The sequence below is a fragment of the Bartonella chomelii genome (assembly GCF_014138465.1).
GTDB classification, from domain to species: Bacteria; Pseudomonadota; Alphaproteobacteria; order Rhizobiales; family Rhizobiaceae; genus Bartonella; species Bartonella schoenbuchensis.
Map to the genome: position 1 here is coordinate 1 of NZ_JACJIR010000001.1, position 25,961 is coordinate 25,961.

18 protein-coding genes and 1 tRNA gene are annotated in these 25,961 nt (G+C 36.3%); 11 read left to right on the forward strand and 8 right to left on the reverse strand.

Translation table 11 applies throughout. The annotated features are described in order from the left end of the window. The first annotated feature begins 103 nt into the window (after positions 1 to 103). From GGR10_RS00005 to GGR10_RS00015, 3 genes are all read left to right on the forward strand, one after another. Positions 104 to 928 (forward strand): antA/AntB antirepressor family protein, encoded by an 825-nt coding sequence (locus GGR10_RS00005; RefSeq protein WP_182479370.1) that lies wholly within the window; start codon positions 104 to 106, stop codon positions 926 to 928. A gap of 82 nt (positions 929 to 1,010) precedes the next feature. Next, on the forward strand, positions 1,011 to 1,223 hold the full coding sequence (locus GGR10_RS00010) for a hypothetical protein (RefSeq protein WP_182479371.1): 213 nt from the start codon (positions 1,011 to 1,013) through the stop codon (positions 1,221 to 1,223). Positions 1,224 to 1,232: 9 nt separating this feature from the next. Next, positions 1,233 to 2,270, forward strand: a complete 1,038-nt coding sequence (locus tag GGR10_RS00015; protein ID WP_182479372.1) for a tyrosine-type recombinase/integrase — start codon at positions 1,233 to 1,235, stop codon at positions 2,268 to 2,270. A 55-nt stretch (positions 2,271 to 2,325) separates the two neighbouring features. Here the strand turns inward: GGR10_RS00015 and GGR10_RS00020 are convergent, their stop codons facing one another. The 3 genes from GGR10_RS00020 to GGR10_RS00030 form a co-directional block, all read right to left on the reverse strand. Next, positions 2,326 to 2,625, reverse strand: a complete 300-nt coding sequence (locus GGR10_RS00020; protein ID WP_182479373.1) for a HigA family addiction module antitoxin — start codon at positions 2,623 to 2,625, stop codon at positions 2,326 to 2,328. Between the two features lie 16 nt (positions 2,626 to 2,641). Beyond that, positions 2,642 to 2,923, reverse strand: coding sequence for a type II toxin-antitoxin system RelE/ParE family toxin (locus tag GGR10_RS00025; protein WP_182479374.1), 282 nt, complete (start codon positions 2,921 to 2,923; stop codon positions 2,642 to 2,644). 214 nt (positions 2,924 to 3,137) lie between these two features. Further along, positions 3,138 to 3,212, reverse strand: a tRNA-Glu gene (locus tag GGR10_RS00030). A 904-nt stretch (positions 3,213 to 4,116) separates the two neighbouring features. On the opposite strand from GGR10_RS00030, the gene GGR10_RS00035 reads away from it, so the two are divergent. Both GGR10_RS00035 and glpX read left to right on the forward strand, forming a co-directional pair. Then, on the forward strand, positions 4,117 to 5,433 hold the full coding sequence (locus GGR10_RS00035) for a homoserine dehydrogenase (protein ID WP_182479375.1): 1,317 nt from the start codon (positions 4,117 to 4,119) through the stop codon (positions 5,431 to 5,433). Positions 5,434 to 5,605: 172 nt separating this feature from the next. Then, entirely contained in the window at positions 5,606 to 6,595 is a 990-nt protein-coding gene (gene glpX / locus GGR10_RS00040) for a class II fructose-bisphosphatase (protein WP_182479376.1), read from the forward strand. Between the two features lie 114 nt (positions 6,596 to 6,709). Here the strand turns inward: glpX and GGR10_RS00045 are convergent, their stop codons facing one another. The 4 genes from GGR10_RS00045 to GGR10_RS00060 all read right to left on the reverse strand — a co-directional run bounded on the left by GGR10_RS00045 (position 6,710) and on the right by GGR10_RS00060 (position 13,945). Further along, positions 6,710 to 7,813, reverse strand: coding sequence for a branched-chain amino acid aminotransferase (locus GGR10_RS00045; RefSeq protein ID WP_182479377.1), 1,104 nt, complete (start codon positions 7,811 to 7,813; stop codon positions 6,710 to 6,712). Positions 7,814 to 8,360: 547 nt separating this feature from the next. Then, on the reverse strand, positions 8,361 to 10,784 hold the full coding sequence (locus GGR10_RS00050) for an SPOR domain-containing protein (protein WP_182479378.1): 2,424 nt from the start codon (positions 10,782 to 10,784) through the stop codon (positions 8,361 to 8,363). A gap of 173 nt (positions 10,785 to 10,957) precedes the next feature. Next, positions 10,958 to 12,715 carry an arginine--tRNA ligase gene (gene argS / locus GGR10_RS00055; protein WP_182479379.1) on the reverse strand — a complete coding sequence of 586 codons (1,758 nt, stop codon included), beginning with the start codon at positions 12,713 to 12,715 and terminating at the stop codon, positions 10,958 to 10,960. 30 nt (positions 12,716 to 12,745) lie between these two features. Beyond that, entirely contained in the window at positions 12,746 to 13,945 is a 1,200-nt protein-coding gene (locus GGR10_RS00060) for a deoxyguanosinetriphosphate triphosphohydrolase (RefSeq protein WP_182479380.1), read from the reverse strand. 107 nt (positions 13,946 to 14,052) lie between these two features. On the opposite strand from GGR10_RS00060, the gene GGR10_RS00065 reads away from it, so the two are divergent. The 5 genes from GGR10_RS00065 to glmS all read left to right on the forward strand — a co-directional run bounded on the left by GGR10_RS00065 (position 14,053) and on the right by glmS (position 19,597). Then, complete coding sequence (locus GGR10_RS00065; RefSeq protein ID WP_010703836.1) at positions 14,053 to 14,376, forward strand: HesB/IscA family protein; 324 nt, start codon at positions 14,053 to 14,055, stop codon at positions 14,374 to 14,376. Positions 14,377 to 14,394: 18 nt separating this feature from the next. Further along, a complete protein-coding gene (locus GGR10_RS00070; RefSeq protein ID WP_182479381.1) occupies positions 14,395 to 15,399 on the forward strand; it encodes a carboxypeptidase regulatory-like domain-containing protein in 1,005 nt (334 codons plus the stop codon). A 46-nt stretch (positions 15,400 to 15,445) separates the two neighbouring features. Continuing rightward, on the forward strand, positions 15,446 to 16,234 hold the full coding sequence (locus tag GGR10_RS00075; protein ID WP_182479382.1) for a cytochrome c biogenesis CcdA family protein: 789 nt from the start codon (positions 15,446 to 15,448) through the stop codon (positions 16,232 to 16,234). Between the two features lie 14 nt (positions 16,235 to 16,248). Continuing rightward, positions 16,249 to 17,598 (forward strand): bifunctional UDP-N-acetylglucosamine diphosphorylase/glucosamine-1-phosphate N-acetyltransferase GlmU, encoded by a 1,350-nt coding sequence (glmU, locus tag GGR10_RS00080; RefSeq protein ID WP_182479383.1) that lies wholly within the window; start codon positions 16,249 to 16,251, stop codon positions 17,596 to 17,598. 175 nt (positions 17,599 to 17,773) lie between these two features. Beyond that, on the forward strand, positions 17,774 to 19,597 hold the full coding sequence (gene glmS, locus GGR10_RS00085) for a glutamine--fructose-6-phosphate transaminase (isomerizing) (protein ID WP_182479384.1): 1,824 nt from the start codon (positions 17,774 to 17,776) through the stop codon (positions 19,595 to 19,597). Positions 19,598 to 19,966: 369 nt separating this feature from the next. Here the strand turns inward: glmS and recG are convergent, their stop codons facing one another. Continuing rightward, positions 19,967 to 22,075, reverse strand: a complete 2,109-nt coding sequence (gene recG / locus GGR10_RS00090; RefSeq protein WP_182479385.1) for an ATP-dependent DNA helicase RecG — start codon at positions 22,073 to 22,075, stop codon at positions 19,967 to 19,969. Between the two features lie 337 nt (positions 22,076 to 22,412). On the opposite strand from recG, the gene dnaE reads away from it, so the two are divergent. Continuing rightward, positions 22,413 to 25,901 (forward strand): DNA polymerase III subunit alpha, encoded by a 3,489-nt coding sequence (gene dnaE, locus GGR10_RS00095; RefSeq protein ID WP_182479386.1) that lies wholly within the window; start codon positions 22,413 to 22,415, stop codon positions 25,899 to 25,901. Positions 25,902 to 25,961 lie beyond the last annotated feature (60 nt).

The window sequence follows — 25,961 nt, forward strand, 5'->3', positions numbered from 1 at the left end:
TAGAAAAGCAGAAATATGCTGATGAAGTCTACGGTACTTATGAAGAGCAACACCGTTTGCGTCCTTGTGATGTTTTAAACATGAATTATCGGAGGGTCTAATAATGGAAACGCCTATCGCTATTTGGAACCACACAATTAATCAAGAAACCATACAAACAGTTAATGCACATGAATTGTATACGTTTTTGGAAGTTAATTTCAATTTTAACGATTGGATTAAAAACCGTATTAAAGAGTATGGTTTTCTAGAAAATAAGGACTTTGTGAGTTTTATTCAAGTTTTAGTAAAATCAAAACAAAACGCTCATCCAAGCATGGAATACTACCTTACTTTAGACATGGCAAAAGAACTTGCTATGATTGAGCGCAATGAAAAGGGAAAGCAAGCACGTCAATATTTCATTGAATGCGAACGAAAAGCAAAACAAATGACACTTTCTCAAATTGACTACTCAAATCCTCAGGTCATGTTAGATTTTTTTACATACTTAAAAAATGAAAGTGAACGCAAAGATCATATCATTGCTCAGTTAACCCCAAAGACAGAAAAACTTGAACATTTAGAACAATCTGATGATCTGATTGATATAAATGATGCAGCAGAAAAGTTAGGTATGCGCCTTGAGGATTTAACGAGCTGTTTGCTTAATCATCGTTGGATTCATCGTCGCACTGATAAAAGTTTGGTACCTTACTATGTCAAAATAGATGAAGGATTGATGGGTTATGTACCAAAAACCATTCAAACCACCAGTGGAAGAAAAAAGAGCGTTCCTAGTGCAAAAATTACATCCAAAGGATTAAAATGCCTGAGTACTCTACTCCAAAAACAGATCCGTACTCAAGAAGAGATTCACGGCTTTGCTAATGCCGAAATTGCTGACTTTAAAAGAACAGCAACAACCATTTCTTCTCAACACATCTAAAAATCAATCAAAACACACCCTTTTCAACACATGTGTGCTTCACACAACAGGTGAAGTGCACTCAAAATTAAGGAAATTCAACATGGCTCATCGCCACCCTACTATAACACAGCCAGCCATTGCTCGGGCTTTACGAGAGGCTAAAAAGCAAGGTTGCGAGTTAATGGAAATCAAACCAACTGGTGAGCTCTTAATTTATCTTAAACCTGACATCACCGTACCAAATACAGCTACCCATCCAGACAGATTACTAGATCTCTCAAAGGATGATTTTGATTATGACATTGGTATGTAAGGTCCTGTCATGCCTAAACAACGGCCACCTCATCTTGTCAAGGAAATTACACGCCATGGTAAAACTATATGGTATGTTCGCATTAGTCATGGTCCAAGGCGTAGAGTGCATGGAGTCTATGGTACACAAGAATTTGTCGACGATTATAAAGATGCTCTTTCTGAGTTACAAGGATACAAGCTCCCTAAATCTAAACCTGGTAAACTGGTTGAAGGTAGTTTCATATGGCTTCTAAAACAATATTTTAATAGCCTCACCTGGCATAACCTAGCTCATGCTACGAAAAGACAAAAAGAACTCATTTTAATGAAAGTATCAGATGCCATAGGAGATATTCCGTACAAAGCAATTAAAAAGTCGCATATTATAGCTGGTGTTGAAAGACGCAAGGAAACACCAGCAAATGCTCAGAATTTTCTAAAAGCAGTTAATGGGCTTTTTAAATGGGCAATTGAACAAGGGCTTTTGGAAGATAATCCTGCTGCAGGGGTTAAAAGACCATCTCTTAAAAACAAGGATGGTTTCCCTGCTTGGACAGAAGAAGATATCAATAAATATTATCAACAATGGCCTCTTGGTACACATGAACGTGTATGGCTTGATGTTCTTCTCTACACAGGCTTACGACGGGGAGATGTTGTACGCATCGGTTGGAAGGATGTTAAAGATAATATTATTCATTTAAAAACAGAAAAAAGCAAATTTCAGACAGATGTTTTTCTTCCCATTTTACCCGAATTAACGAAAACACTTGAAACGGGTCCTATTGGTGATGAAACATTCATTTGTGGGAAAGGGGAAAAAAAACTAACCAAAGAAACTTTTGGTAACTTGTTTAGAGACGCTTGTAATGAAGCGGGAATAAAAAAATCAGCCCACGGTTTGAGAAAATTAGCCGCAACAAGAGCTGCCAATGCTGGTGCTACGGTTTCACAACTTAAAGCGATTTTTGGATGGACTGATGATGAAATGGCATCTCTTTATACAAAGACAGCTGACCGCAAAAGATTAGCTCTGGAATCAATCAAAAAACTTCAAAAAGGTTAGCGTTATAAACCATAGTTTTAAAAACAAACCAAGAGCCATAAAAATCAATGATGAATCAAAATGGCGTTTGAGTAGTATCAGAAACCAGAGGACGAATAGGTGGTTGTGCCCGTTGCATTGTTTGCCATAAATTATAATTTGTTTGCATATCTAACCAAAATTTCGCTTTACTAAAACCAGCTAATTCTAGTTTAACTGCAAGCTCGGTGCTCATAGAAGCGTGCCCATTAATAACTCTTGATAGAGAAGCTCTTGTCACATGGAGATGGTCGGCTAATTTTTGTATTGTTATCTCCATTTCTTCCAAAAAGGCTATTTTTAGAACTTCACCTGGATGTGCGGGGTTATGCATCATTTTTTACTTCCTTTCATCAATGGTAATCTTGATAATCAACAAGTTCAACATCTGTTCCGATAAAACGAAAGGTAATGCGCCAATTGCCGTTAACCCATATGGAATAGTAACCCGTAAATTCACCTTTAAGAGAGTGCATTTTAAAAGCAGGTGCTTTCAGCATTTCAGGGCATGTAGCACTTGTTAAAGCCGTTAAGATAATACGTAACTTTTTTGCGTGAGCTGCTTGAATAGCTTTTGTGGAGCCCGTCGTATAAAATAATTTTAAGCCTTTATGCTTGAAACTTACAATTGCCATTACCATTTCCTATCGTATACTATAACTATACGAACCATAACAATAAAAGTCAAGTATCATGCCTACGAATCTGATTTAATATCTAGGAAAAATGGGTAGGAATAAGCGATAAAAAACTTCAAAAAGGTGCGGGATAGGGTATAAAAAAGCTTAATAGAATCAATAAGTACAAATTCCCTTACTTTTACAATAACCTATTGATTTTATTAATAACTGGTACGCCCAAGGGGAATCGAACCCCTGTTTCCGCCGTGAAAGGGCGATGTCCTAACCGCTAGACGATGGGCGCAAACCAGTGATGAGGCTTATAGAGAGGATCTTTTTACTTCGCAACCCCTATGAGTGATTTTTTTACAAAAAACGCATTTTATTGGATTAGTTTAAATATATATGTTGATGCAATTCACATGATTCCGCACAACATTAAATGAGAAAATCTACGAAATAATTATAAAAGTTGGTAAAAAATCTTAACGCTAGTAACGATAATAACCAAATGATATTTTATTATTTCCACTTTTGGTAAACAAATGAGGAATGATGAAAATCGGTAGCGTTTGGTAGTTAAGAAACAATTTGACAAAACATAATGACAGCTTCTTATTAATTAACTAAGAAATGATGCATGTCATATGAAAGCTGTTTTTTTAGACACAAATCGCAGATTCATTGAATTTAATTGAAAAATAAGAGAATATTGCGTTATGAAATTGAAAAACGTTGTATCAGACTGCATGAAACGGAAATCGGTAATTATTTAAATACAGCGTTTTATTTTGAGGATAATTTATTTATCAATTTCAAGCTTTCAGATGTTTAAACGCAGTATATAAACGTTGAATTTATATTAAGCTCTAAAGTCTTTGCAGTATTAGAATGGGTAGGTGAGGGGGGGAACTGCTGGATATAGAAAATAACAACTGCTTTAACATGCGTGACCTTACTTAAATTTTGCAGCATTTATATACCCATGCAAGTTATAGTTTTTAAGTTTATTCTTTAAAAATGCAAATTTTGTATTCCTTATAATTTTTGAATGTTTGACTAAATAAGCAGATGTTGTTGTCATTTTAAAAGTGGGAGTGTAATAAGTACGTAGTGTATTCGTTGTGAATGAGTACGATTTGCATCAAAAGCAAGTGTTATTTCAAATATTTTCAATAAAGATAAGAAATTAGCAGGCAGTTTAAATAATGGCGGAAGCTTTGAGGGTTGGAATTGGAGGCCTTGGAACGGTTGGCGCTTCAGTTGTTCGAATTTTACGCGAAAAAGCAAATACTTTAGCTTGTCATTGCAGACGTCCCATAGAAGTTGTTGCTGTTAGTGCACGTGATAAGGACCGTGATCGTGGAATTGATTTGAGTCATGTTAAATGGTTCGATTCACCTGTGCAAATGGCTTCTTCTAATGAAATTGATGTTTTTGTTGAATTGATTGGTGGTGAATTAAATGTTGCGCATGCTTCAGTTGAGGCGGCTCTTAAGGCAGGACATCATGTTGTTACTGCCAATAAAGCGCTGTTAGCCCGACATGGAGTAGCACTTGCTACTCATGCAGAAGAAAAAGGCGTTTTTCTTAATTTTGAAGCTGCTGTCGCGGGTGGAATTCCTGTTATCAAAGTGATGAGAGAATCTCTTTCCAGTAATCATGTGTCACGAATTTATGGGATTCTTAATGGAACCTGTAATTATATATTAACGCGCATGTTTACTGAAGGTCTCTCATTTAAAGATTGCTTGGCAGACGCGCAAAAACTTGGTTATGCTGAGGCTGATCCGATTTTTGATATTGAAGGTCACGATACCGCTCATAAATTAGCTTTATTAACAAGTTTGGCGTTTGGAACTGTCATTTCATTGGATGATGTTTATGTTGAAGGGATTAGCAATATCTCGCAAGTTGATATCCGCGCAGCTGATGAATTGGGTTATCGTATTAAACTTTTAGGGGTTGCGTTAAAAACTGATACGGGAATTGAGCAACGTGTTCATCCGGCAATGGTACCCACATCATCGGTAATTGCACAAATTCATGATGTCACTAATGCACTTGCCATTCAAAGTGATTTATTGGGTGAGTTACTATTTTCTGGTCCTGGTGCTGGAGGGGCGGCAACAGCTTCAGCAGTTATCGGGGATTTAGCTGACATAGCAAAAGCACGTCCTGGTTTTCAGTGTGGATCTGTTTTGGGACGGCCAACATTAGCGCTTACTCCTTATAAAAAAGCATGCATTGCTACCCATGCAGGTGGTTACTTTATTCGTTTGAGTGTTCATGATCGCGCTGGTGTTTTTGCGACGGTTGCAAAGCATATGGCTGATTACGACATTTCATTGGAGTCCATTGTTCAGAGATCTTTTGTAGAAGGTCAAATTGGGGGAACAAAAACAATTATTTTAGTTACGCATGAAACAACAGAGACAAACATACAACAGGCGCTTGCAAGAATTGCAGAAGATGGTCACCTTGTTGCAAGATCTCGATTCATTCGTATCGAACGTATGACATAAAATTACGGAGATTTATTTTATATGATCCTATTTATTTTATGATGATAAAGGGGAAAGTTGATTATTTTTTTGTAGAAGGCTTTTATTTTTACGAAAAAGTTTTATTGTTAACATTTGATAGTGAATGCTAATGTTATTAGCTAATATAATACCAATCTGGTAGGATTTTTATATGCCCAAAGTAACTCATAATATTTTAAATGGACTTGATCGTATTTTAACGCTTGAATTAGTCCGTGTGACTGAATGTGCTGCTGTAGCAGCTGCACGTTTACGAGGGCGTGGTGATGAAAAAGCAGCTGATCAAGCTGCTGTGGATGCAATGCGTCAGGAGCTTAATCGTTTACCTATTGATGGTACGGTTGTGATTGGTGAAGGTGAACGCGATGAAGCTCCTATGCTTTATATTGGAGAAAAGGTAGGGCTTCGCACTGGGCCAGAAGTTGATATTGCACTTGATCCACTTGAGGGAACGACAATTTGCGCTAAAAATTTAGCTAATTCGCTTGCAGTAATTGCGATTGCTGAAAAAGGTAATTTGCTTTATGCCCCGGATGTTTATATGCAAAAAATTGCTATTGGTCCTGGCTATCCGAAGGGTTTGGTGGATATAGATGCTGAACCTGCAGATAATATTTATGCTCTTGCAAAGGCTAAGGGAGTGGCTGTTGATCAAATTACTGTCTGCATTATGGATCGGCCTCGCCACACAGAACTGATTAGTAAAGTACGTGCAACTGGTGCATCGATCCGTTTGATTGGTGATGGTGATGTTGCTGGTGTTATTCATACAACTGATCCAGATGAAACGGGTATTGATATTTACATGGGTATTGGTGGAGCACCAGAAGGGGTGTTAGCTGCAGCGGCTTTGCGTTGCATTGGTGGGCAAATGCAAGGGCGTTTAAAACTTGATACAGAAGAAAAGATTGCACGCGCTGCCAAAATGGGAATTAGTGATCCAAATAAAGCTTATACAATGGAGGAAATGGCAAAGGGTGATGTCTTGTTTGCTGCAACAGGCGTGACTGATGGTAATATGCTTTCTGGTGTTAAGTTTACACGCAATTATATTCAGACAGAAACTATTGTGATGCGTTCATGTACGGGCACAATTCGTAATATTAAGACACAGCACAAAACCCAATCAAAATTTAGCTGATTTTTTTATTTTTTTAAGCTGTTGTTTTTAAAAAACAAAAGAAGCCTTTTAGAAGTTAATTCTTATAAAGTTTAAGAATGAATTTTAAAGATATTCTTTAGTTTTTATGAGTTTTTAAGTGAGTTGAACAAGGTGCACCCAGCCATTTTTATCTTCTATATTTCCTTTTTGAATACCAATTAGTTGTGCGTGAAGTTTTGCTGTAATCTCACCAATTGTTTCATCCCCAATGGCAAATTCTCCCCCTTTATATTTAAATCGTCCAATTGATGTGATAACAGCAGCAGTACCACAGGCAAAAACTTCTTTAAGTTTACCATTTTGTGCGTCTTCTTTCAGAGATTCAAAGGAATAAGGACGCTCTTCTATTGTTAGATTCATTTGTTGCGCTAATTTCAAAATTGAATCACGCGTTATTCCTGAAAGAATGGTGCCATTTAATGCAGGTGTTACAAGAGTATTATTTGCCATAATAAAGCAAATATTCATACCACCAAGCTCTTCAATCCATTTATGTTCAACCATATCAAGGAACAGCACTTGACTACAATTATTTTTAATTGCGTTATTTTGTGCAAGTAAGCCTGCTGCATAATTTCCACTACATTTAGCAGCTCCCGTACCACCTGGACCAGCACGGCTATATTCTGTTTCAAGCCATACACTAACGGTTTTTTCTCCTGTGAAATATGACTCAACTGGAGATGCTATAATGCAAAAAATATACTCTCGGGAAGGACGGACTTTTAAGAAGCTTTCATTACCAAACATGAATGGGCGTAAATAGAGGCTAGCATTTGGATGGTCAGAAACCCACTTTTGATCAATTTTCACCAATTGATTAATAGCATCTAAAAAGATATCTTTTGGTAGTTCAGGCATAGCTAATCGTTTGGCAGATTCTGCAAAACGTTGCGCGTTAGCATCAGGACGAAATAATAAAATACGTTCATCTTTTGCACGGTATGCTTTCAAGCCTTCAAAAATTCCTTGAGCATAGTGCAAAACGGTACTGGCAGGATTAATCTCTAGAGATTTGTACTGAGAAATAGTGGCATTGTGCCAACCTTTTTCTTCATTCCATTGAATAATCCCCATATGATCTGTAAAAAATTGACCAAAGCCAGGATTTTTTAGAATTTCTTCTCGTTTTTCGTTTGATAAAGGTGACGGATGCTTTTCTATTTTAAATGGAAGAGATGATGTAAAAGAAGTCATAAATGAAACCTTCTGAGATTATGTTTTATTTTTATATATTTTTACTGAGAAGATAACAAGACATTTCAATTACAACATTATGATTAGCAATTTCTTAGTGTCAATGTTTTTATTGCAGGTGTGAGATTATTCTTAAATATTTTCGACTGTATTGTCAGAGTTTTACTTTAAGAATATGTTGAGAGACTAAAAAACTTTTGTAAATATTCATTGTTCTTCTGAAATAAAAATCTGAATAACTATATGTATGTACATCATTTGAATGATTTAAAATTAGGGAAAATAAAGAGAAGAATTCACAATGAGTAATTAAACTCATTCACATATGTGAGAAACGTGTGGAACTGTAAAAACGAACGGAAAATAAAAATACGTATTTTACTTAATAAAGGCTTTTGGCTATTTTTGTGTTTATTATTTTCTTGTTTTTACTTTTGAATTTTTTACAAAATCACAAGAACGCGTTTTTATAAGGTAATGCTATAGAATTGAATTAAGAAAAAATAAGTAAAACATAGCAACAGTTTTTTAGCTGTTACTATATTATTTAGCGTGTGACAAAGCAATTTCCGCCAGAGATTTTGATATTTTCGCAGAGATTTATAGCTTCATTACGATTTTGAGTTTGAATACGCACACGATAATAGGTCCCTTTTTCTGGTATAGAAGTAGATTGAATATTGAAAGGACGCTCACCAATAAGAGACCCGAATTTGGATTTTAATTTTCTCAAAGAATTTTCAGCTAATTCAGACGTTGGGTGCGATGCAAGTTGTACATAGTAATTTTCTGAGTTTTGTGTCGTTACTTGTGCCGGTAGATTTGAACGATCATCACTGTGTGTTTGTGCAGTTGGATTAGGTTTTACAGATAAAGGCACTGGTATGAATGAAGCTTTAGTTTTCTTTTCAGAATTAGGAATAGAAGGACTTTCATCAGGAGTAAAGAAATTTCCATCATCAGGGATAGAAGCACTTTCCGCGATAATTGTGTCAATATTTGTTGCAGTATCATCTTCTGCTTGATTATTGTTGATATCGGGCGATTGCACGGAATCTACAGAGTCATCTTGAGGTTGATCAACAGATTGATTAATTGCTTCAGATTGATTAGTAGGTTCTGTAGACTGATCTGCTGGTTTTTCATTTGTCTGATGCGCTGGAGCAAGTACCATTGTACCATCTGCTTTTACAATAACAGTTTGAACCTCTCGTGTTGGTACAGTATGGTCGAGAGCTTCTGTAATTGCATCTTCAATATTAGGTTCATCATGAGAAGAAGCAGAAGAGGTATTTTCAGGTGCTTCCTCATTTTCAGGTGCCTTCTCATTTAATACTGTTAAATTTTCAGGCGTTTCAGAACTGTCAACAAGAGGTTGTTGTGCACTTTCTTGTGTTTCGTCTTTACTATTTTTTTGATTGTAAATTTTTAAATCATGAGTAACGTTATTTTCAGTTTCAGTTGTTTCTGGCTTGACTTTAAAAGGTGTGTTATCAGCATGGATAATGAGTGGGCTTTCATTTTCACTTGGTGATATAAAGCGAAAATAGCTAAAAATACTAATTGCAATTAGAGCAAAAAGAATAACACCTCTAATAAAACTTTTTCTGATAAAATTTCTCGAATATGCAGTTGCCAATACATGGGTGGGCACTTCGTCTGCAGATTTATGTTGCGAACTATTGGAAGGAGGAGGGAAAGGTTGTTCTTTGTTTTCAACAGAAGAATGGTTAGCACTCTGTTGCAAGGTGTTTAGAGGTGAGCTTTCTTCTGGATCTTGCTTAGTATGATGAAAAATTTCATTGAAAAAGTCATCTTGATGCTGCTGTAAAAAATCTTCTGAAGAGACATTTCCTACATTGAATACTTCAGAGAATTCTTTTTGAAGACCATCAGTAGGTACATCATGTTTGGGGGCTTCATAGAGAATTTTCGAAGCCATAATGGGTTCAGTTTTTTCTACGATTTCGTCTGCAAATTTATAAGTATCAACCTCTGGAGGAGGATTGTTATTATGAGAATGCTCATCTACAAAAAAATTTTCTGTTTGTGTGGTATTAAAAGGTTCTGATAAGGCTTGTGTGTCACTTAAATTATTTTGATTGTTCCAAATTTCACTCGTACTGTTTTGATGAGAAATATCCTCAGTAGTATTTATATTGTTTTGGGAATATTGGGTTTGCGCATCTTTATATTCTGCAATTTTCGCAGTTTCATCTTCTTGTTTTAAGAATCCACCATCATAATGATTATTACCCAAATTCTGTTGATTAGCCTGCGTCTCATAAGGAGAATTTACAGGTGTGTGATAAGCGCTTTGCTTGTCATCATAGTTCGATTGTGTATTGTTAGTTATGGGCTGTTGCGCATTTGTTTGTAAAAAAGCTTCAGTTTCTTCATATGCTTTTTTAGTGACTGTATTTTTATTTTGTTCGTCTATCTCATCAAGAAAAAAATTTTCTAAATTTGCGTTAAAATCATCTGTTTCAAAAAAAGGATCAATATTAGTTGGTGCCGTTTTATCTTGTAGGCCTTCATTCTTCTGAATGGGTAATGGGGAAAGTGCTTCTAAGATTTGTTCTTCATCATTATGGGGAGAATAAGAATGCATTCCTTCAGAAAAAGAACTATTTTTTTCTGAGTGATTGGGAGCAGGGGCAGCTGTATCCATTGAAGTTGGATTGTTAACGTTTGATTGTAAATTCCATTGCTCATCTTGACTGTCAAATGGCAAATCACCCACTGAATTATTTTCAAAATTGTCTTCTAAAAAGGGAAGGTCAAGATCATCATTTTGGAATGGAGTTTGAGGTATAGAATAATCAGATTCTAACGAAGAGTGAGTATGATGAGAATTTTGATTTCTATTTTGTGTGTTTGAATTGAAAATTTGCGTAAACTCTTCCACAAAATCATGCTGTTCATGATTTTGTTTTTCTTCTTGCAAATTTTTGCGATTATTATCGCTCATAAGTTTTCTCACATGATGATCTGCGTTTGAATGCAGTAAGTTTGTTAATTTAGATTTATTATATTTGGAATTATAAAATCTTTTCTTTCAATCAAAAAAATGCATCTTTATAAAAGAAGTATACAAAAAACATTTTTAATAAAAAATCCATTTTATAGCTTTGTAGGACTTTTTCAACGCATTTCTGTTGATGCTTTTATTCCTACAATTTGAAGTCCTGATGATAAAATATTAATGACAGCTTGAATCAAACCTAATCTAGCCAAGGACAATTCTTTATCTTCAAGTTTTGTAAAGCGTAAATCAGGATTATCATTACCTTTATTCCAATGTCCATGAAAGTTTGAAGCAAGATCATAAAGATAAAACGCTAGTCGGTGCGGCTCTTTATGAGTTACAGCTTGTTCAATAATACGTGGATATTCAGCAAGTTTACGTATTAATGATATTTCGCTATCATCTATTAATTTGTCAAGATAAGGAATCATTATATTGCTTGAAAGGTTGTCAATATGCAGGCTTTCTTGTGCTTGACGAAAAACTGAGTGACAACGTGCACTTGCATATTGCACATAAAAAATAGGATTATCTTTTGATTGTTCTGTCACTCTTGTGAAGTCAAAATCAAGAGGTGCTTCACATTTACGATAAAGCATCATAAAACGCACTGGATCACAACCAACTTCTTCTACAACATCGCGCAGGGTGACAAACGATCCCTCTCTTTTAGACATACGTACAGGTTGACCATTACGAAAGAGTTTTACTAATTGGCATAAGAAAACAGCCAGTTTGGCTTTATCTCCAGAAATTGCTTTTGCCACTGCTTCTAATCGTTTCACGTATCCGGCGTGATCTGCACCTAGAATATAAATCATCTCGTCAAAATGGCGATTAAATTTATCACGAAAATAAGCAATGTCAGCGGCAAAATAAGTATAGGAACCATCAGATTTAATTAGAACACGGTCTTGATCATCACCGACATCAGTTGAACGGAACAAGGTTTGCTCGTGTGGTTCCCAATCTTCTATGACTTTCCCTTTTGGTGGAGAGAGTATACCTTTATAGATATAACCATTTAAAGTGAGGTCATTGATTGCGCTGCGAATGGCTTGCGCATTATCAGCATAAAGCATTCGTTCGGAAAAAAAAACGTCATGCTGAATGTTCAAGGCAGATAAATCATCGCGAATCATAGCCATCATTGCATCAATTGCACGCTCTTTTACTATAGATAAAGCTTCGGCTTTATCTATAGTAAGTAATTGGTCACCAAATTCTTGAGCAAGTGATTGCCCTAATGGTATCAGATACTCACCAGGATATAGCCCTTCTGGAATTTCATTGATTGTTTGCCCAAGTGCTTGGCGGTAGCGCAACAAAACAGAATGCGCTAGTACTTCAACTTGTCCACCAGCATCATTAATGTAATATTCTTTAGTGACATTGTAGCCAACAAATTGAAGCAAATTAGAAAGAACATCTCCAATAACGGCACCTCTGCAATGTCCAACGTGCATTGGACCTGTTGGATTTGCAGAGACATACTCAACATTGACTCGTTTACCCTGTCCTATTTGGCTGCGACCATAGGTTATACCTGCTTCAATCATTGATTTTAATACGTCTTGCCAAAATGATTTTGTCAGTTTGATATTAATAAACCCAGGACCAGCAACATTAATGCATTCAATAGACTGATCATTTTTTAGAAGTTCTATGATTTTTTCTGCGAGTATGCGTGGATTAAGTCCAACAGATTTTGCAAGCACCATAGCTGCATTGGTTGATAGATGACCGTGCGAAGGATCTCGTGGGGGGTCAACAGTAACTTTTGATAGATCTAAAGTTTCTCTATTTTTTTCTTTTATATCAGATAATTCGATTAATTTTTTAATTTTTTTTTCGAAACTTTTAAAGATATTCATATTCTAATTCCATATTGTATTCGAAATTAATTAAACGAAATCATCTGTATGGTCAAATAGTCGGCGGTATTCACGCAATGCATAGTGGTCTGTCATACCTGATAAAAAATCAGCAATGAGACGTGCCAATTCCTGATTTGTTAAATGAGCTATTTTGTTGCACCAGTTTTCAGGCATGAGTTCTGGATTTTTATAATAACAATCAAATAATTTTTGTATAACCTGTTTTGCTGCATTTCGACGCGTGAGGACTTGGTCATGATAATAAAGATTTTGAAATAAAAAATCCTTTAACTGTTTTTCTTGAATGGCCATTGTGGGAGAAAAAGTAACAATAGTTTGTCCTGCTTGGTGAATGTCGTTTACACTTTCAGGTTTTATGAGTGTTAAGTTTTTTTGTGATTGTTCGATAACATCCTCAACCATGACTGTTATTTGTCTGCGTACCAGTTCGTAACCACGCCGAGTTTGGTCAAGCTGTGGGTATTCTTGTTCAATATCGTGTAATAATGAAGCGGTTAACGAAATATTTTCAAATTGATTAATTGTTAAAAAATGTGCGCGTAAACCATCATCAATATCATGAGCATTGTAAGCAATGTCATCGGCAATAGCAGCACATTGCGCTTCTAATCCAGCAAAACAGTCAAGTTCAAGATCTTGTTGTGCATTATATTGCAAAATATCAATAGGGACATTTTTATTGGAAGAATGAGGGCCTAAAAGAGGTCCATTATGTTTCACAAGTCCTTCAAGTGTTTCCCAGGTGAGATTTAATCCATCAAAGTTTGCGTAACGATGTTCAAGCTTTGTAACAATGCGTAATGCTTGTGCGTTATGATCAAAACCGCCATAAGGTGCCATTGCTTCATTAAGAGCATCTTCCCCTGCATGCCCAAAAGGCGTATGCCCAAAGTCGTGCACAAGAGCGATGGCTTCGGCAAGATCTTCATCAAGATATAATGCACGAGCTAATGTACGCGCGATTTGGGAAACTTCGATCGAATGGGTAAGGCGAGTGCGATAATGATCACTTTCGTCGGCAATAAACACTTGGGTTTTATGTTTAAGACGTCGAAATGCATTAGAGTGAATAATACGATCCCTATCTCGTTGAAAAGGTGTACGTATGGTACTTATAGCTTCATTAAATAATCTACCACGGCTTCTTTGTGGATTTGTGCTATATATTGCCCGAGATTGGTAATTGAAATTGGTATTATTATCCATTGCAAGTTATCCATTCTCACCTTAAATTTAAAATCAATTTGTTATTAACAAGCTTTTATCTGTTTAGGATACGCTTTCTCAACAGTTTAATGCAAGGGTGTGTAAAAATGAGTGTAAAAATATCAGATTTTGCTGCTAAACGGATTGCACAGATACTTTCAAGTAAACCCGATAAAATAGCGTTACGAATTTCTGTTGAAGGTGGTGGGTGTTCAGGTTTTTCATATAAATATGATTTAGTTTCTGAAAGTAGAGAAGATGATCTCGTTATAAAAAAAGATGGAGCGGTTATATTAATTGATTCACTCTCTCTTCCTTTCATGAAAGGGGCAGAAATTGATTTTGTTGACAATCTCATGGAGCAATCTTTTCAAATACATAATCCCAATGCTGCCTCATCATGTGGTTGTGGTGTTAGTTTTTCAATTTAGAATAATGATTCTCTGACATTGCTTCTTGAAAAGATTGTTGCTTTGGTCAACAATGTAGAGATGAGCATATTTACAAAAATATTACGTCAGACTTTACGGTTAGCTATAATACCTGTTTTGTTGATTTGGAATGATAGTGCATTTTCTGAAGAAAAAGAGCTTCAAAACTATCAACAAGAGCAACCGATAACTTCCATTACACATTCTGAAAATCATGAACAGGAGCATTCTCAGGCTAAACTAACACTCAATGCTCGATTAACTCGTAACAGCGAGAATATTACAAAAGGATTAGTATGGCGTGTTTATACACCTATCTTGGGAATTGATAATAAATTACCATTGATTGCGACTTTTGAAGGTGGCACTGCACATTTTGATTTAGAAGAGGGCAGTTATCTTGTACATGTTTCATTTGGCCATGCAAGTATGGTAGATCAGGTAAATTTAAAAAATGGACAAGAGTTCGTCAAAAATTTTAATCTTAATGCTGGTGGTATTGTTTTTAACAGCACACTCCTTAATGGTACGGTTAACGAAAAGGAATTATATTTTACTATCTATAAAGATGCAGAGGAAAATGATGATATGGGCGTGATTTTGTCGAATGTGAAACCTCAATCGATTGTACGTTTAAAAACAGGTCATTACCATGTTGTTTCTCATTATGGTTCGGTTAATGCCATAACACGTTCGGATATCCAAGTGGATGCGGGCAAAATTATTGAGGTAACCTTTCAACATCAAGCAGCTCAGATTGTATTAAAGTTGGTCCGTCAAGAAGGAGGAGAGGCGTTGGCAGATACAAGTTGGTCGATTACTAATGAGTCTGGTGATATTGTTTATGAAACGGTTGGGGCTTATGTTTCGCTTGTATTGGCTGAAGGTGATTATATTGCAATTGCTAAAAATAAAGATCAAATTTATCAAAAAGTTTTTTCAGTAGTTTCTGGTCGAGATGAAGATATAAATGTTATAGCAGATACACAAAATATACAGAAATTTGATGAAGCGATAAATTGATCATCATTTGTGAATATAAACTGTAATTGAGAATAGGTATAAAATTTTGGTTTTAGAATTTTCAATATTGAGTGTGTTTTTTGCCGGTGCATTATCTTTTTTATCACCGTGTGTTTTGCCGTTAGTTCCTCCTTATTTATGCTATATGGCTGGTATTAGTGTTGACGATTTTCGTTCAGAAAAGGAGAATGGAAACACATCTGTACGCTTGGCACTTTTATCTTCTGTTTTTGCTTTTGTGCTTGGGTTTACAACTGTTTTTGTTGCTTTGGGGGCAAGTGCAAGTACAATTGGCAAATTTATAGGTTATTATCGTGATTGGTTTGCTATTGCTGCTGGAATTATTATCATCATTTTTGGTTTAAATTTTTTGCATGTTTTTAAAATTAACTTGTTATCTCGGGAGGCACGTTTTCAGACGCGTAAAATTCCTACTGGGCCTTTGGGGGCTTATGTTATAGGTTTAGCTTTCGCATTTGGTTGGACACCATGTATTGGCCCAATCTTAGGGCCTATTATAACGCTTGCAGGAACAAAAGAAACTGTAGGTGAGGGGGCTATCCTTTTAGGATTTTATTCGTTAGGTCTCGCAGTTCCTTTTGTATTGGCAGCTTTATTTTCAAGCAGTTTTATGAAGTTTTTGGGAGCTTTTCGTGTTCATTTAGGAAAAGTTGAAAAAATTATTGGTATTTTTCTAGTTATCACAGGTATTTTATTTTTGACGGGCTATATTCAGAACTTTTCATTTTGGCTTTTGGAAAATTATCCTTTACTGAGCAATGTTGAAGCTATCAGTTGGCAGGATATTTCTCGTTGGTTTAGCTTTTTTCGTTAATTTTTGTGTGTTTTATGATTAGAAGTTGTCTTTCTATTGTTCTTGCGGCAGGGGAGGGAACGCGTATGAAGTCGTTTCTCCCCAAAGTACTTCATAAGGTGGCAGGGTTACCACTTATATGCCATGTGGTAAAACAAGTAGAATTGGCAGGTTTTTCACAATTAGCAGTTGTCGTTGGTGCTGGTGGAAAAGATGTTACTAAAGTTGTTCAATCATGTGTAAAAGATGTCATGATTTTTGAACAAAAGGAGCGTTTAGGAACTGCTCATGCTGTTTTATCTGCTCGACTAGCTTTACAAAAAGGAATAGATGATGTTCTAATTATCTTTGGTGATACTCCTTTGATTGAGCATACTTCATTGACACGGATTCGCGCTCCTCTTGCTATGGGAGCAGATGTTGTTGTGGCTGGTTTTTATGCTCCTGATCCAACGGGATATGGCCGCCTTATCGAAAAAAATGGTAAATTTATAGCTATTGTAGAAGAAAAAGATGCAAGTGATGAAGAGAAAAAGAATTCTTTTTGTAATGGCGGAATAATGGCTATTAATGGAAAGCATGCGCTTTCTCTCTTGGATAAAATTAGTAATAATAATGCGCAGCAAGAATATTATTTAACAGATGTTGTTTCTATTGCATCACGTGAAGGGCTAGATATTCGAGTCATTGAAGTACCTTTTGATAATGTTATAGGAGTTAATAACTGTTTTGAACTTTCTGAAGTTGATACTTTATGGCAGAAACGTAAAGCACGTGATTTCATGTTATCTGGTGTGACAATATTGAAGCCAGAAAGTGTTTATTTTTCTTATGATACAGAAATTGAACCAGGTGTTTTGATTGAGCCAAATGTTTATTTTGGACCAGGGGTTAAGGTACAATCTGGTGCAGTTATTCGCGCATTTAGTTATTTAGAAGGGGCTTTTGTTGGTGCAGATACGCAAATTGGTCCTTATGCACGTTTACGCCCTGGGACAGAGTTAGCACGATCAGTTAAGATTGGGAATTTTTGTGAAATTAAACAAGCAAAGGTGGGGGAGGCTGCTAAAATTAACCATTTGAGTTATATTGGTGATGCAGAAATTGGCTCACATACTAATATCGGAGCTGGTACGATTACGTGTAATTATGATGGCTTTCATAAATATAAAACTATGATTGATGACAATGTTTTTATTGGATCTAATTCAGCACTTGTTGCTCCATTGATTATCGGAAAAGATTCCTATATCGCTTCAGGAAGTGTTATCACTGAAGATGTTCCTATAAACAGTCTAGCTTTGGGGCGTGCACGGCAGGTAATAAAAGAAAATCGTGCAACAAAATTGCGTACACGTTTATCAATAAACGAACAAAAAAAGTAAATATTTCAATTTCTTTTTTTGTTTTATGGTGGCTTAAGCAATTATAATAAAAATTTATCCTTTTTTATGATCATAGCATATTCTATTTCATATGGTCGCTTAAAATTTTGAATGGGGTTAGTCTAATTGTTTATGGGACTGTTATAAACTTAAGGATGTAGATTGGAGCTTTCTAATGTGCGGAATTATCGGAATTGTTGGAAATAAACCTGTTGCATTCTATCTGGTTGATGGTTTGAGACGTCTTGAATACAGGGGTTATGATTCATCTGGTTTAGCAACAGTATTTAATGGGCACCTTCATCGTATTCGAGCCGAAGGTAAGTTGGCTCATTTAGAAGAAAAACTAAAAAACACACCTTTAAAAGGTAATTTGGGAATTGGCCATACACGTTGGGCTACACATGGCGTCCCTGTAGAACGCAATGCTCATCCCCATATGACCGATCGGCTTGCAATTGTGCACAATGGTATTATTGAAAATTTTGTAGAATTGCGAAAAGAACTCGTCGAAGATGGTTATATTTTTGAAACGGAAACTGATACAGAAGTTATTGCTCATTTAATTACTCGTGCGTTAAAAGGTGGTCTTTCTCCGAAGGAAGCAACATACACAAGTTGGAAAAAATTAAAGGGTGCTTTTGCGATTGCTCTTATTTTTGAAGGTGAAGATAATCTGATAATTGCTGTTCGTTCTGGCCCCCCTTTAGCGATTGGCTATGGTAAGGATGAATTTTTTGTAGGATCAGATGCAATTGCTTTAGCTTCATTTACAAATCGTATAAGCTATATGGAAGATGGGGATTTGGCTGTTCTTACACGTGAGGGGGTAACAATTTATAATGCAGACGATCAGCAGACAGAGCGCCCCATTACAACATTGTGTGACGGCACTTTGTTTGTTTCCAAAGGTAGTCATCGTCATTTTATGCACAAAGAAATATTTGAACAACCTGATGTTATTTCTCATAATTTAGCGCGTTATCTTGATCTTGGAAATTATAAAGTTCGCCCACTTGAAAACTCAATTGATTGGAGAAATGTTAACCGATTATTATTTGCAAGTTGTGGAACTGCTTATTATTCAACCTTAGTTGCACGTTATTGGTTTGAAAGTCTTGCTGCTTTAAGTGTTGATAATGATGTGGCTTCTGAATTTCGTTATCGGGAACCACCTATGACAACTGATGCATTGTCGGTATTTGTTTCTCAATCCGGTGAAACAGCGGATACATTAGCATCTTTACGTTACTGTAGGGATTGCGGTGTAAAAACAGCGACAGTTGTAAATGTTGAGCAATCAACAATGGCAAGGGAAGCTGATTTTGTTTTACCGACATTAGCTGGTCCAGAAATTGGTGTTGCTTCAACGAAAGCTTTTATCTGTCAATTATCAACACTTGCTTCAATGGCTTTGTGTGCAGCTAAGCAACGTGGATGCCTTTTAGAAACGGTAGAACAGCGGTTGGTTCAACAGTTAGCAGAGATACCACGAATTTTAAATGAGGTTTTAAAACTTGAGAACACAATTGAGTACATTTGTCGTGATTTAGTGAATGCAAAAGGTGTTCTCTATCTTGGGCGTGGTACTTCTTATCCGATTGCTTTGGAGGGAGCACTCAAATTAAAAGAACTTTCTTATATTCACGCTGAAGGTTATGCAGCGGGTGAATTGAAGCATGGACCGATTGCATTGGTTGATAAAACAATACCAGTTATTGTTATTGCACCTTATGATAAATGGTTTGAAAAGACTTTTTCTAATATGCAAGAAGTGGCAGCCCGCAATGGCCGTATTATTTTGATAACGGATAAAAGAGGAATGGAGGCTACACGTTTTAGTTCTTCATCGACTATTATTTTGCCAGAGATTCCAGAATTTATTGCACCTATTATTTATACTTTACCTATTCAGTTAATCGCTTATCACACAGCTGTTTTATTGGGAACAGACGTTGATCAACCTCGTAATTTAGCCAAATCAGTAACAGTTGAATAAAAAATAGTTTTATGTCTTTAGGAGGCGTAGAAAATAATTAAAGCTAGAAATCAATATGTAAAAATTAGAATTGGTATTCATTATTAAAGAAAGCATTTTATTGTCTAATTGAAGTCTTTTTTACTGTAAAAACAATATTTATCAATTTACTGTTTGAGTTAATAAGAAAGAATAGGATAGTTTCTTTTAAGAGATGTGAGAAAATAATATATTTGTTTTCTAATAACTTATACAAAGTAGAAGTTTTAAAACTCAGATATTCATTTGGTTCACATACAATTTTTTGCAAAGCACTCTTATTAGGGTGATTAAAACTTTGTTTAGCAATAGAATTTTGGATAATTTTGTTTATAAATACGCTTTTAAAAGTTAACCTGAACGTAAAAGCTGAATGGCATCATCATGTCTAAAAAGGTAGAGAAGTAAGCGTAAAGCTTGTCCCCGTTCTGAGGAAAGATCAGAATCGTGTTGCAAGAATAAACATGCATCCTTTCTTGCCATTAACAAAAGTTTATGGTGTGTTGTAAGATTTGCTATGTGGAACTCAGGCATACCAGATTGTCGTGTTCCTAAAAGCTCACCTTCTCCTCGCAAACGCAGGTCTTCTTCAGCAATTTTAAAACCATCTTCTGTGTTACGTATGATATTAAGACGCATTGCAGCTGTTTTTGTAAGGGGAGCTTTATATAGTAAAATACAAGAAGATTTTTTTTCTCCTCGTCCAACGCGTCCACGCAATTGGTGTAATTGTGAAAGACCAAAATGCTCTGCATGTTCGATTATGATGATTGAAGCATCAGGAATATCTACTCCTACTTCAATAACTGTAGTTGCAACTAAAATACATATTTCTCCAGATTTAAAAGACGCTATTGCTGCATTTTTTTTAGTGGTAGACATTTTTCCATGTATCATACCAACACATGCACCAAATCGTTTATGGAGAATGGCAAAACGGTTTTCAATCGAAGTGAGTTGAAAGTTTTCTGATTCTTCTACTAGGGGACAGATCCAATAAAGTTTTTCTCCTTTTTCTAACGCAACTGCAATTCGCTCTATAAGTTCATCAATCCGCTCTAAAGGGAGAGTTGCTGTAGTGATTGGTTTTCGTCCAATTGGTTTTTCTGTAATTTTTGATACATCCATGTCACCAAAGGTTGTTAATACCAGTGTGCGTGGAATAGGGGTGGCTGTCATCACTAATATATCAGGTTTATGACCTTTTGCTGTAAGGGCAAGACGTTGGTTTACACCAAAACGGTGCTGCTCATCAATAATGGTTAAAGCAAGGTTATTATAAGTAACATTCTTTTGTATCAAGGCGTGGGTGCCGATGATAATAGAGGTTTTCCCTGACAATATATCGCTAAGAATATTTACGCGTGATTTCCCTTTTTCTCGTCCAGTTAAAAGAACTGTTTTTAAACCAATTTTTTCAGCAAGAGGAGTAATCATAGTGAAATGTTGTCGTGCAAGCACTTCTGTGGGTGCCATTAGAGCTGACTGACCTGAATTTTCGGCAATTTGTGCCATTGCCATTAGTGCAACTACGGTTTTTCCTGTTCCTACATCACCTTGGAGGAGTCTTAACATAGGTTCAGGTGAAGCTAAATCACTTGCAATATCTTGTATTGCTTGTTTTTGTGCATTTGTCAGTTGAAAGGGTAAGGCTTCAAGCAGTTTTTCTGTATAAACGCCTGTTGGTGGACGAGAGGCACCTAAAAGAGATTTTGTTTTTAAACGTACAAGACCAAGAGCTAATTGACCAGCAAGAAGTTCATCATAGGCAAGGCGTTGACGTGCTGCACTTTTTAAAGCCAAATCATTAAGGTCTGTCGGTGCATGAATACGATGCAAAGCATCAGAAAAAGAAGGAAATTGTTGCTGTTTTTTAAGGTTTTCCTCTATCCATTCTGGCAAAAGAGGAATACGCTCAAGAGCACCTTGCATTGCGCGTTTTAGTGCTCTTGCTGATAGCCCTGCGGTAGAAGGATAGATAGGTTCAATGAGTGGCATTTGGTTTAATTGTTCACTAGGGGCTATGTGATCAGGGTGAACTATTGAAAGCTGCCCATTAAACCGTTCCACTTTACCTGATACAATTACTTTTTTTCCTTCAGGGAGCTGTCTTTCTAGCCAAGAACGTTGAGCGTGAAAAAACACTAAATTTATGCTTCCTGTTTTATCATAACCAATAACACGATAAGGTGATCGGTTGTTACTATTTAGTGGTGGTCGGTGTTGATCGATGATGATTTCAAGAGTAACGATTTTTCCTTCTGGTGCAAAAGCTATATCGGGCCGCATTCTTCGGTCTATAACGGAATGAGGCATCAGTTGAAGCAGGTCAATTATAGTCGGTTCATGTTGTGAGAGATTGACGTTTAAAACTTTAGCCAGTAAGGGATATACTTTTTGGTTCACTCCTGGAAGAGTGCGGATAGAGGTTGAAAGAAGATTAAAGAGGTTTGAATACATAAGGAAATTTAGCCTGCTCTTTTTATTTTTTCTAGTACTTTAGAGGAGCTTTTTGGGGATAAATTACTCAGTTTATGAGAATAAATTGCATTATTTTAAATTTTAAGCCTTGGATAACAAGAATAAAAAATTAAATTAACAAATGTGGTAAGAACAGTGCAAGAATGGTAGCTAATATCAGTAATATTATATATGATATGAAGAGAATTGGAGTACTTTCCAGAATACGATAATGCTAAAATTATAGATTGAATATAGGGGGAACTAGAGTACTTTTTATTATGAAACAAATAATAGTTGCAATTTGGCATTTATGTTGTGATGGGAAATTATGAAAATGCCAGCCAAAAAAAGCAAAATACTAAACAGTAAAAATTCTCCTCCTCGCTTTATTCATTTGAGGGTTCATTCAGCTTATTCCCTTCTTGAAGGGGCTTTGAAAATCAGGCAAATTATTCAGCATGCAATTTCTGATCATGCACCAGCAATAGCTATTACAGATACGAATAATTTGTTTGGTGCTTTAGAGTTTTCTCAGTATTGTTTTACAGATGGTGTGCAACCTATTATTGGTTGTCAGCTTGCGATTGATTTTGAACATGAAAATTGTGATCCACGTTTAATCAAACCACGCAACCCTTCTGATTTTGCTTCTATCGTTTTGTTTGCTGCTAGCGAAGCAGGCTATGCTCATTTGATTAGCCTTGTTAGTCGCGCTTATCTTGATAAGCGTGATACGGATCCTCCTCATATTAAGGCTGATTGGCTATTATCACAAAATGAAGGAATTATTGCTTTAACTGGGGGGTGGAATGGCCCCATTAATTTGGCTTTAGTCGAAAATAAAAAAGAACGAGCTATTGAGCATTTAACTTATTTGAAGCAAATTTTTAGCGATCGTCTTTATGTTGAATTACAACGACATAGTTCTTACGATCGGAAAGTTGAAGCCGCACTTGTTGAATTAGCTTATGAACATGAAATTCCTCTTGTTGCAACCAATGAGGCTTTTTTTCTAAATAAAGAAGGGTATGAGGCTCATGATGCATTGATGGCCGTGGCAGAGGGGCAGATTGTCTCTAATTCAAATCGCAGGCGTGTGACTCCAGATCATTATTTAAAATCACAAGATGAAATGGTTTCATTATTTTCTGATCTTCCAGAAGCTTTAGAAAATAGCGTTGAAATTGCGTTACGTTGCCATACTTTTGTACCAACTCGAAAGCCTATTTTACCCCGTTTTACAGAACGCTCTGTAGATCCAGATTCTGCTTTAGAAGACGAAGCTAAGGAATTATTAAATCAGGCTAAAGCTGGTTTAAAAATGCGCCTTGAAACAATTGGTTTGGCTGAAGGTTATATAGTTGAAGATTATGAGCAACGACTGGATTATGAAATTTCAGTTATCACACGTATGCAGTTTCCTGGCTATTTTCTTATTGTTTCGGATTTTATAAAATGGGCAAAAGGTCATGGTATTCCTGTTGGCCCAGGGCGTGGTTCTGGTGCTGGTTCACTTGTTGCTTATGCTTTGACTATCACTGATGTTGATCCTTTGCGCTTTTCTCTCTTGTTTGAGCGTTTTCTCAATCCAGATCGTATTTCTATGCCAGATTTTGATATCGATTTTTGTCAAGATCGGCGGGAAGAGGTTATTCAATACGTTCAAGAAAAATATGGTCGTGATCAAGTAGCTCAAATTATTACATTTGGTAAATTACAGGCACGTGCGGTGTTACGTGATGTCGGACGTGTTTTGGAAGTACCTTATCGTCAGGTTGATTATCTTACCAAATTAGTTCCTTCTATGCCTGGCAGTAATATTGAGTTGGCAGTGGCTATTCGAGATGAACCTAAATTTAAGGAAGAAAAGAAAAAGAATCCTGTCATTGGGCGCATGTTGGATATAGCACTTCAGCTTGAAGGGCTTTACCGCCATGCATCAACCCACGCTGCAGGAATTGTTATCGGCGATCGGCCATTGTCAGAGCTTGTACCAATGTATCGCGATCCACGTTCTGATATGCCAGTTACCCAATTTAACATGAAATGCGTTGAGCAAGCTGGTTTGGTAAAATTTGATTTTCTTGGTTTGAAAACGCTGACTGTTTTAAAAATGGCCACGGATTTTGTTGCACGAAAAGGTGTAAAGATAGATTTGTCGCATATTTCTCTTAATGATGAAACGACTTATACTATGTTAGCACGTGGTGAAACAGTTGGTGTATTTCAAGTTGAAAGTTCTGGTATGCGTAAGGCGCTTATTGGGATGAAGCCGGACCGCATTGAGGATATTATTGCACTTGTGGCGCTTTATCGTCCTGGTCCAATGGAAAATATTCCAACATATAATGCACGCAAACATGGAAAAGAGGAAATTACTTCTATTCACCCTAAAATAGATCATCTGGTTAAAGAGACACAAGGTGTTATTGTTTATCAAGAACAGGTTATGCAAATTGCACAGGTACTTTCTGGTTATTCTCTTGGAGAAGCAGATTTATTACGCCGCGCTATGGGTAAAAAGATCCATAAGGAAATGCAAAAACAGCGTACACGTTTTGTAAGGGGTGCTGTTGATGGTGGTATTGATAAAGATCAAGCTAATATTATTTTCGACCTTTTAGCAAAATTTGCAGATTATGGTTTTAATAAATCGCATGCTGCTGCTTATGCAATTGTTTCATATCAAACAGCTTATATGAAAGCACACCACCCAGTTGAATTTTTAGCTGCTTCCATGACATGTGACATGACAAATACGGATAAGTTGAATGATTTTCGACGTGAGGCATTAAGGCTGGGAATTGAAGTTATTGCACCTTGTGTGCAAACATCGTGTCGTGTTTTTGAAATAGGAGAAAAGTGTATTTATTATTCCCTTGCTGCTATTAAAGGTATTGGGGATTTAGTAGTTGACCATATTGTCGCTTGCCGGGGAGATAAGCCTTTTAAAGATCTGGAAGATTTTTGTGAGCGTATTGATCCTCGTATTGTTAATAAACGTGCGATGGAAAGTTTGATTTATGCAGGTGCTCTTGATTGTTTTCAAGTTGCACGTGAGGTTTTACTGGCAAGTCTTGGAACTCTTAATGCACGCGCTATTCGTATTATTGATAATAATTCTAGTGGACAGACTGATATATTTGGAATGATGGGTGGGCCGAAAGAGCCTTTGATTTTATCGCAAGCATCTCCGTGGTCTTTGGCTGAAAAACTTCATCACGAATTTCAGGTAATAGGTTTTTATTTTTCTGCTCATCCTTTGGATGAGTATCAAACTATTCTTACAAAAAAACGCGTTCAAATTTGGAGTGATTTTTCTGATGCAGTAAAAAAAGGGGCGACTGCTGCTCGGCTTGCTGGAACCATTGTGGCAAAGCAAATTCGCAAAACAAAATCTGGTAAAAAAATGGGGGTTATTCAGTTTTCTGATACAAGTGGGCACTATGAGGCAGTTATATTTTCTGAGGGGCTTTCTATTTACGAGGATATGTTAGAACCGGGAAAATCTTTTATTGTTACAGTGATTGCAGAAGATCGCTCTGAAGGAATTGGTTTACGTATTGAAACTATTCAGTCCTTAGAAAAAGAATCAATACGGGATCGTAAAACAATGCGCCTTTTTATAAAAACAGCAGACATTCTTCCACAAATTGAGCAGTATTTAAAGCCCGGTGGCAATGGAGAGGTGGCATTTATTCTGATTCAAGAAAATGGGGTACGGGAAGTTGAAGTTATGCTTTCAAAGCGATACAAGGTAAATTTACAGGCAGCAAATGCTATAAAAGCAATTCATGGTGTGATTGATGTAGAGTTGAGTTAAATCAACAGTGAAGTGACTGTTATTTAGAGTGTAGATTTTGTAGTTTTTTACTATACCGTT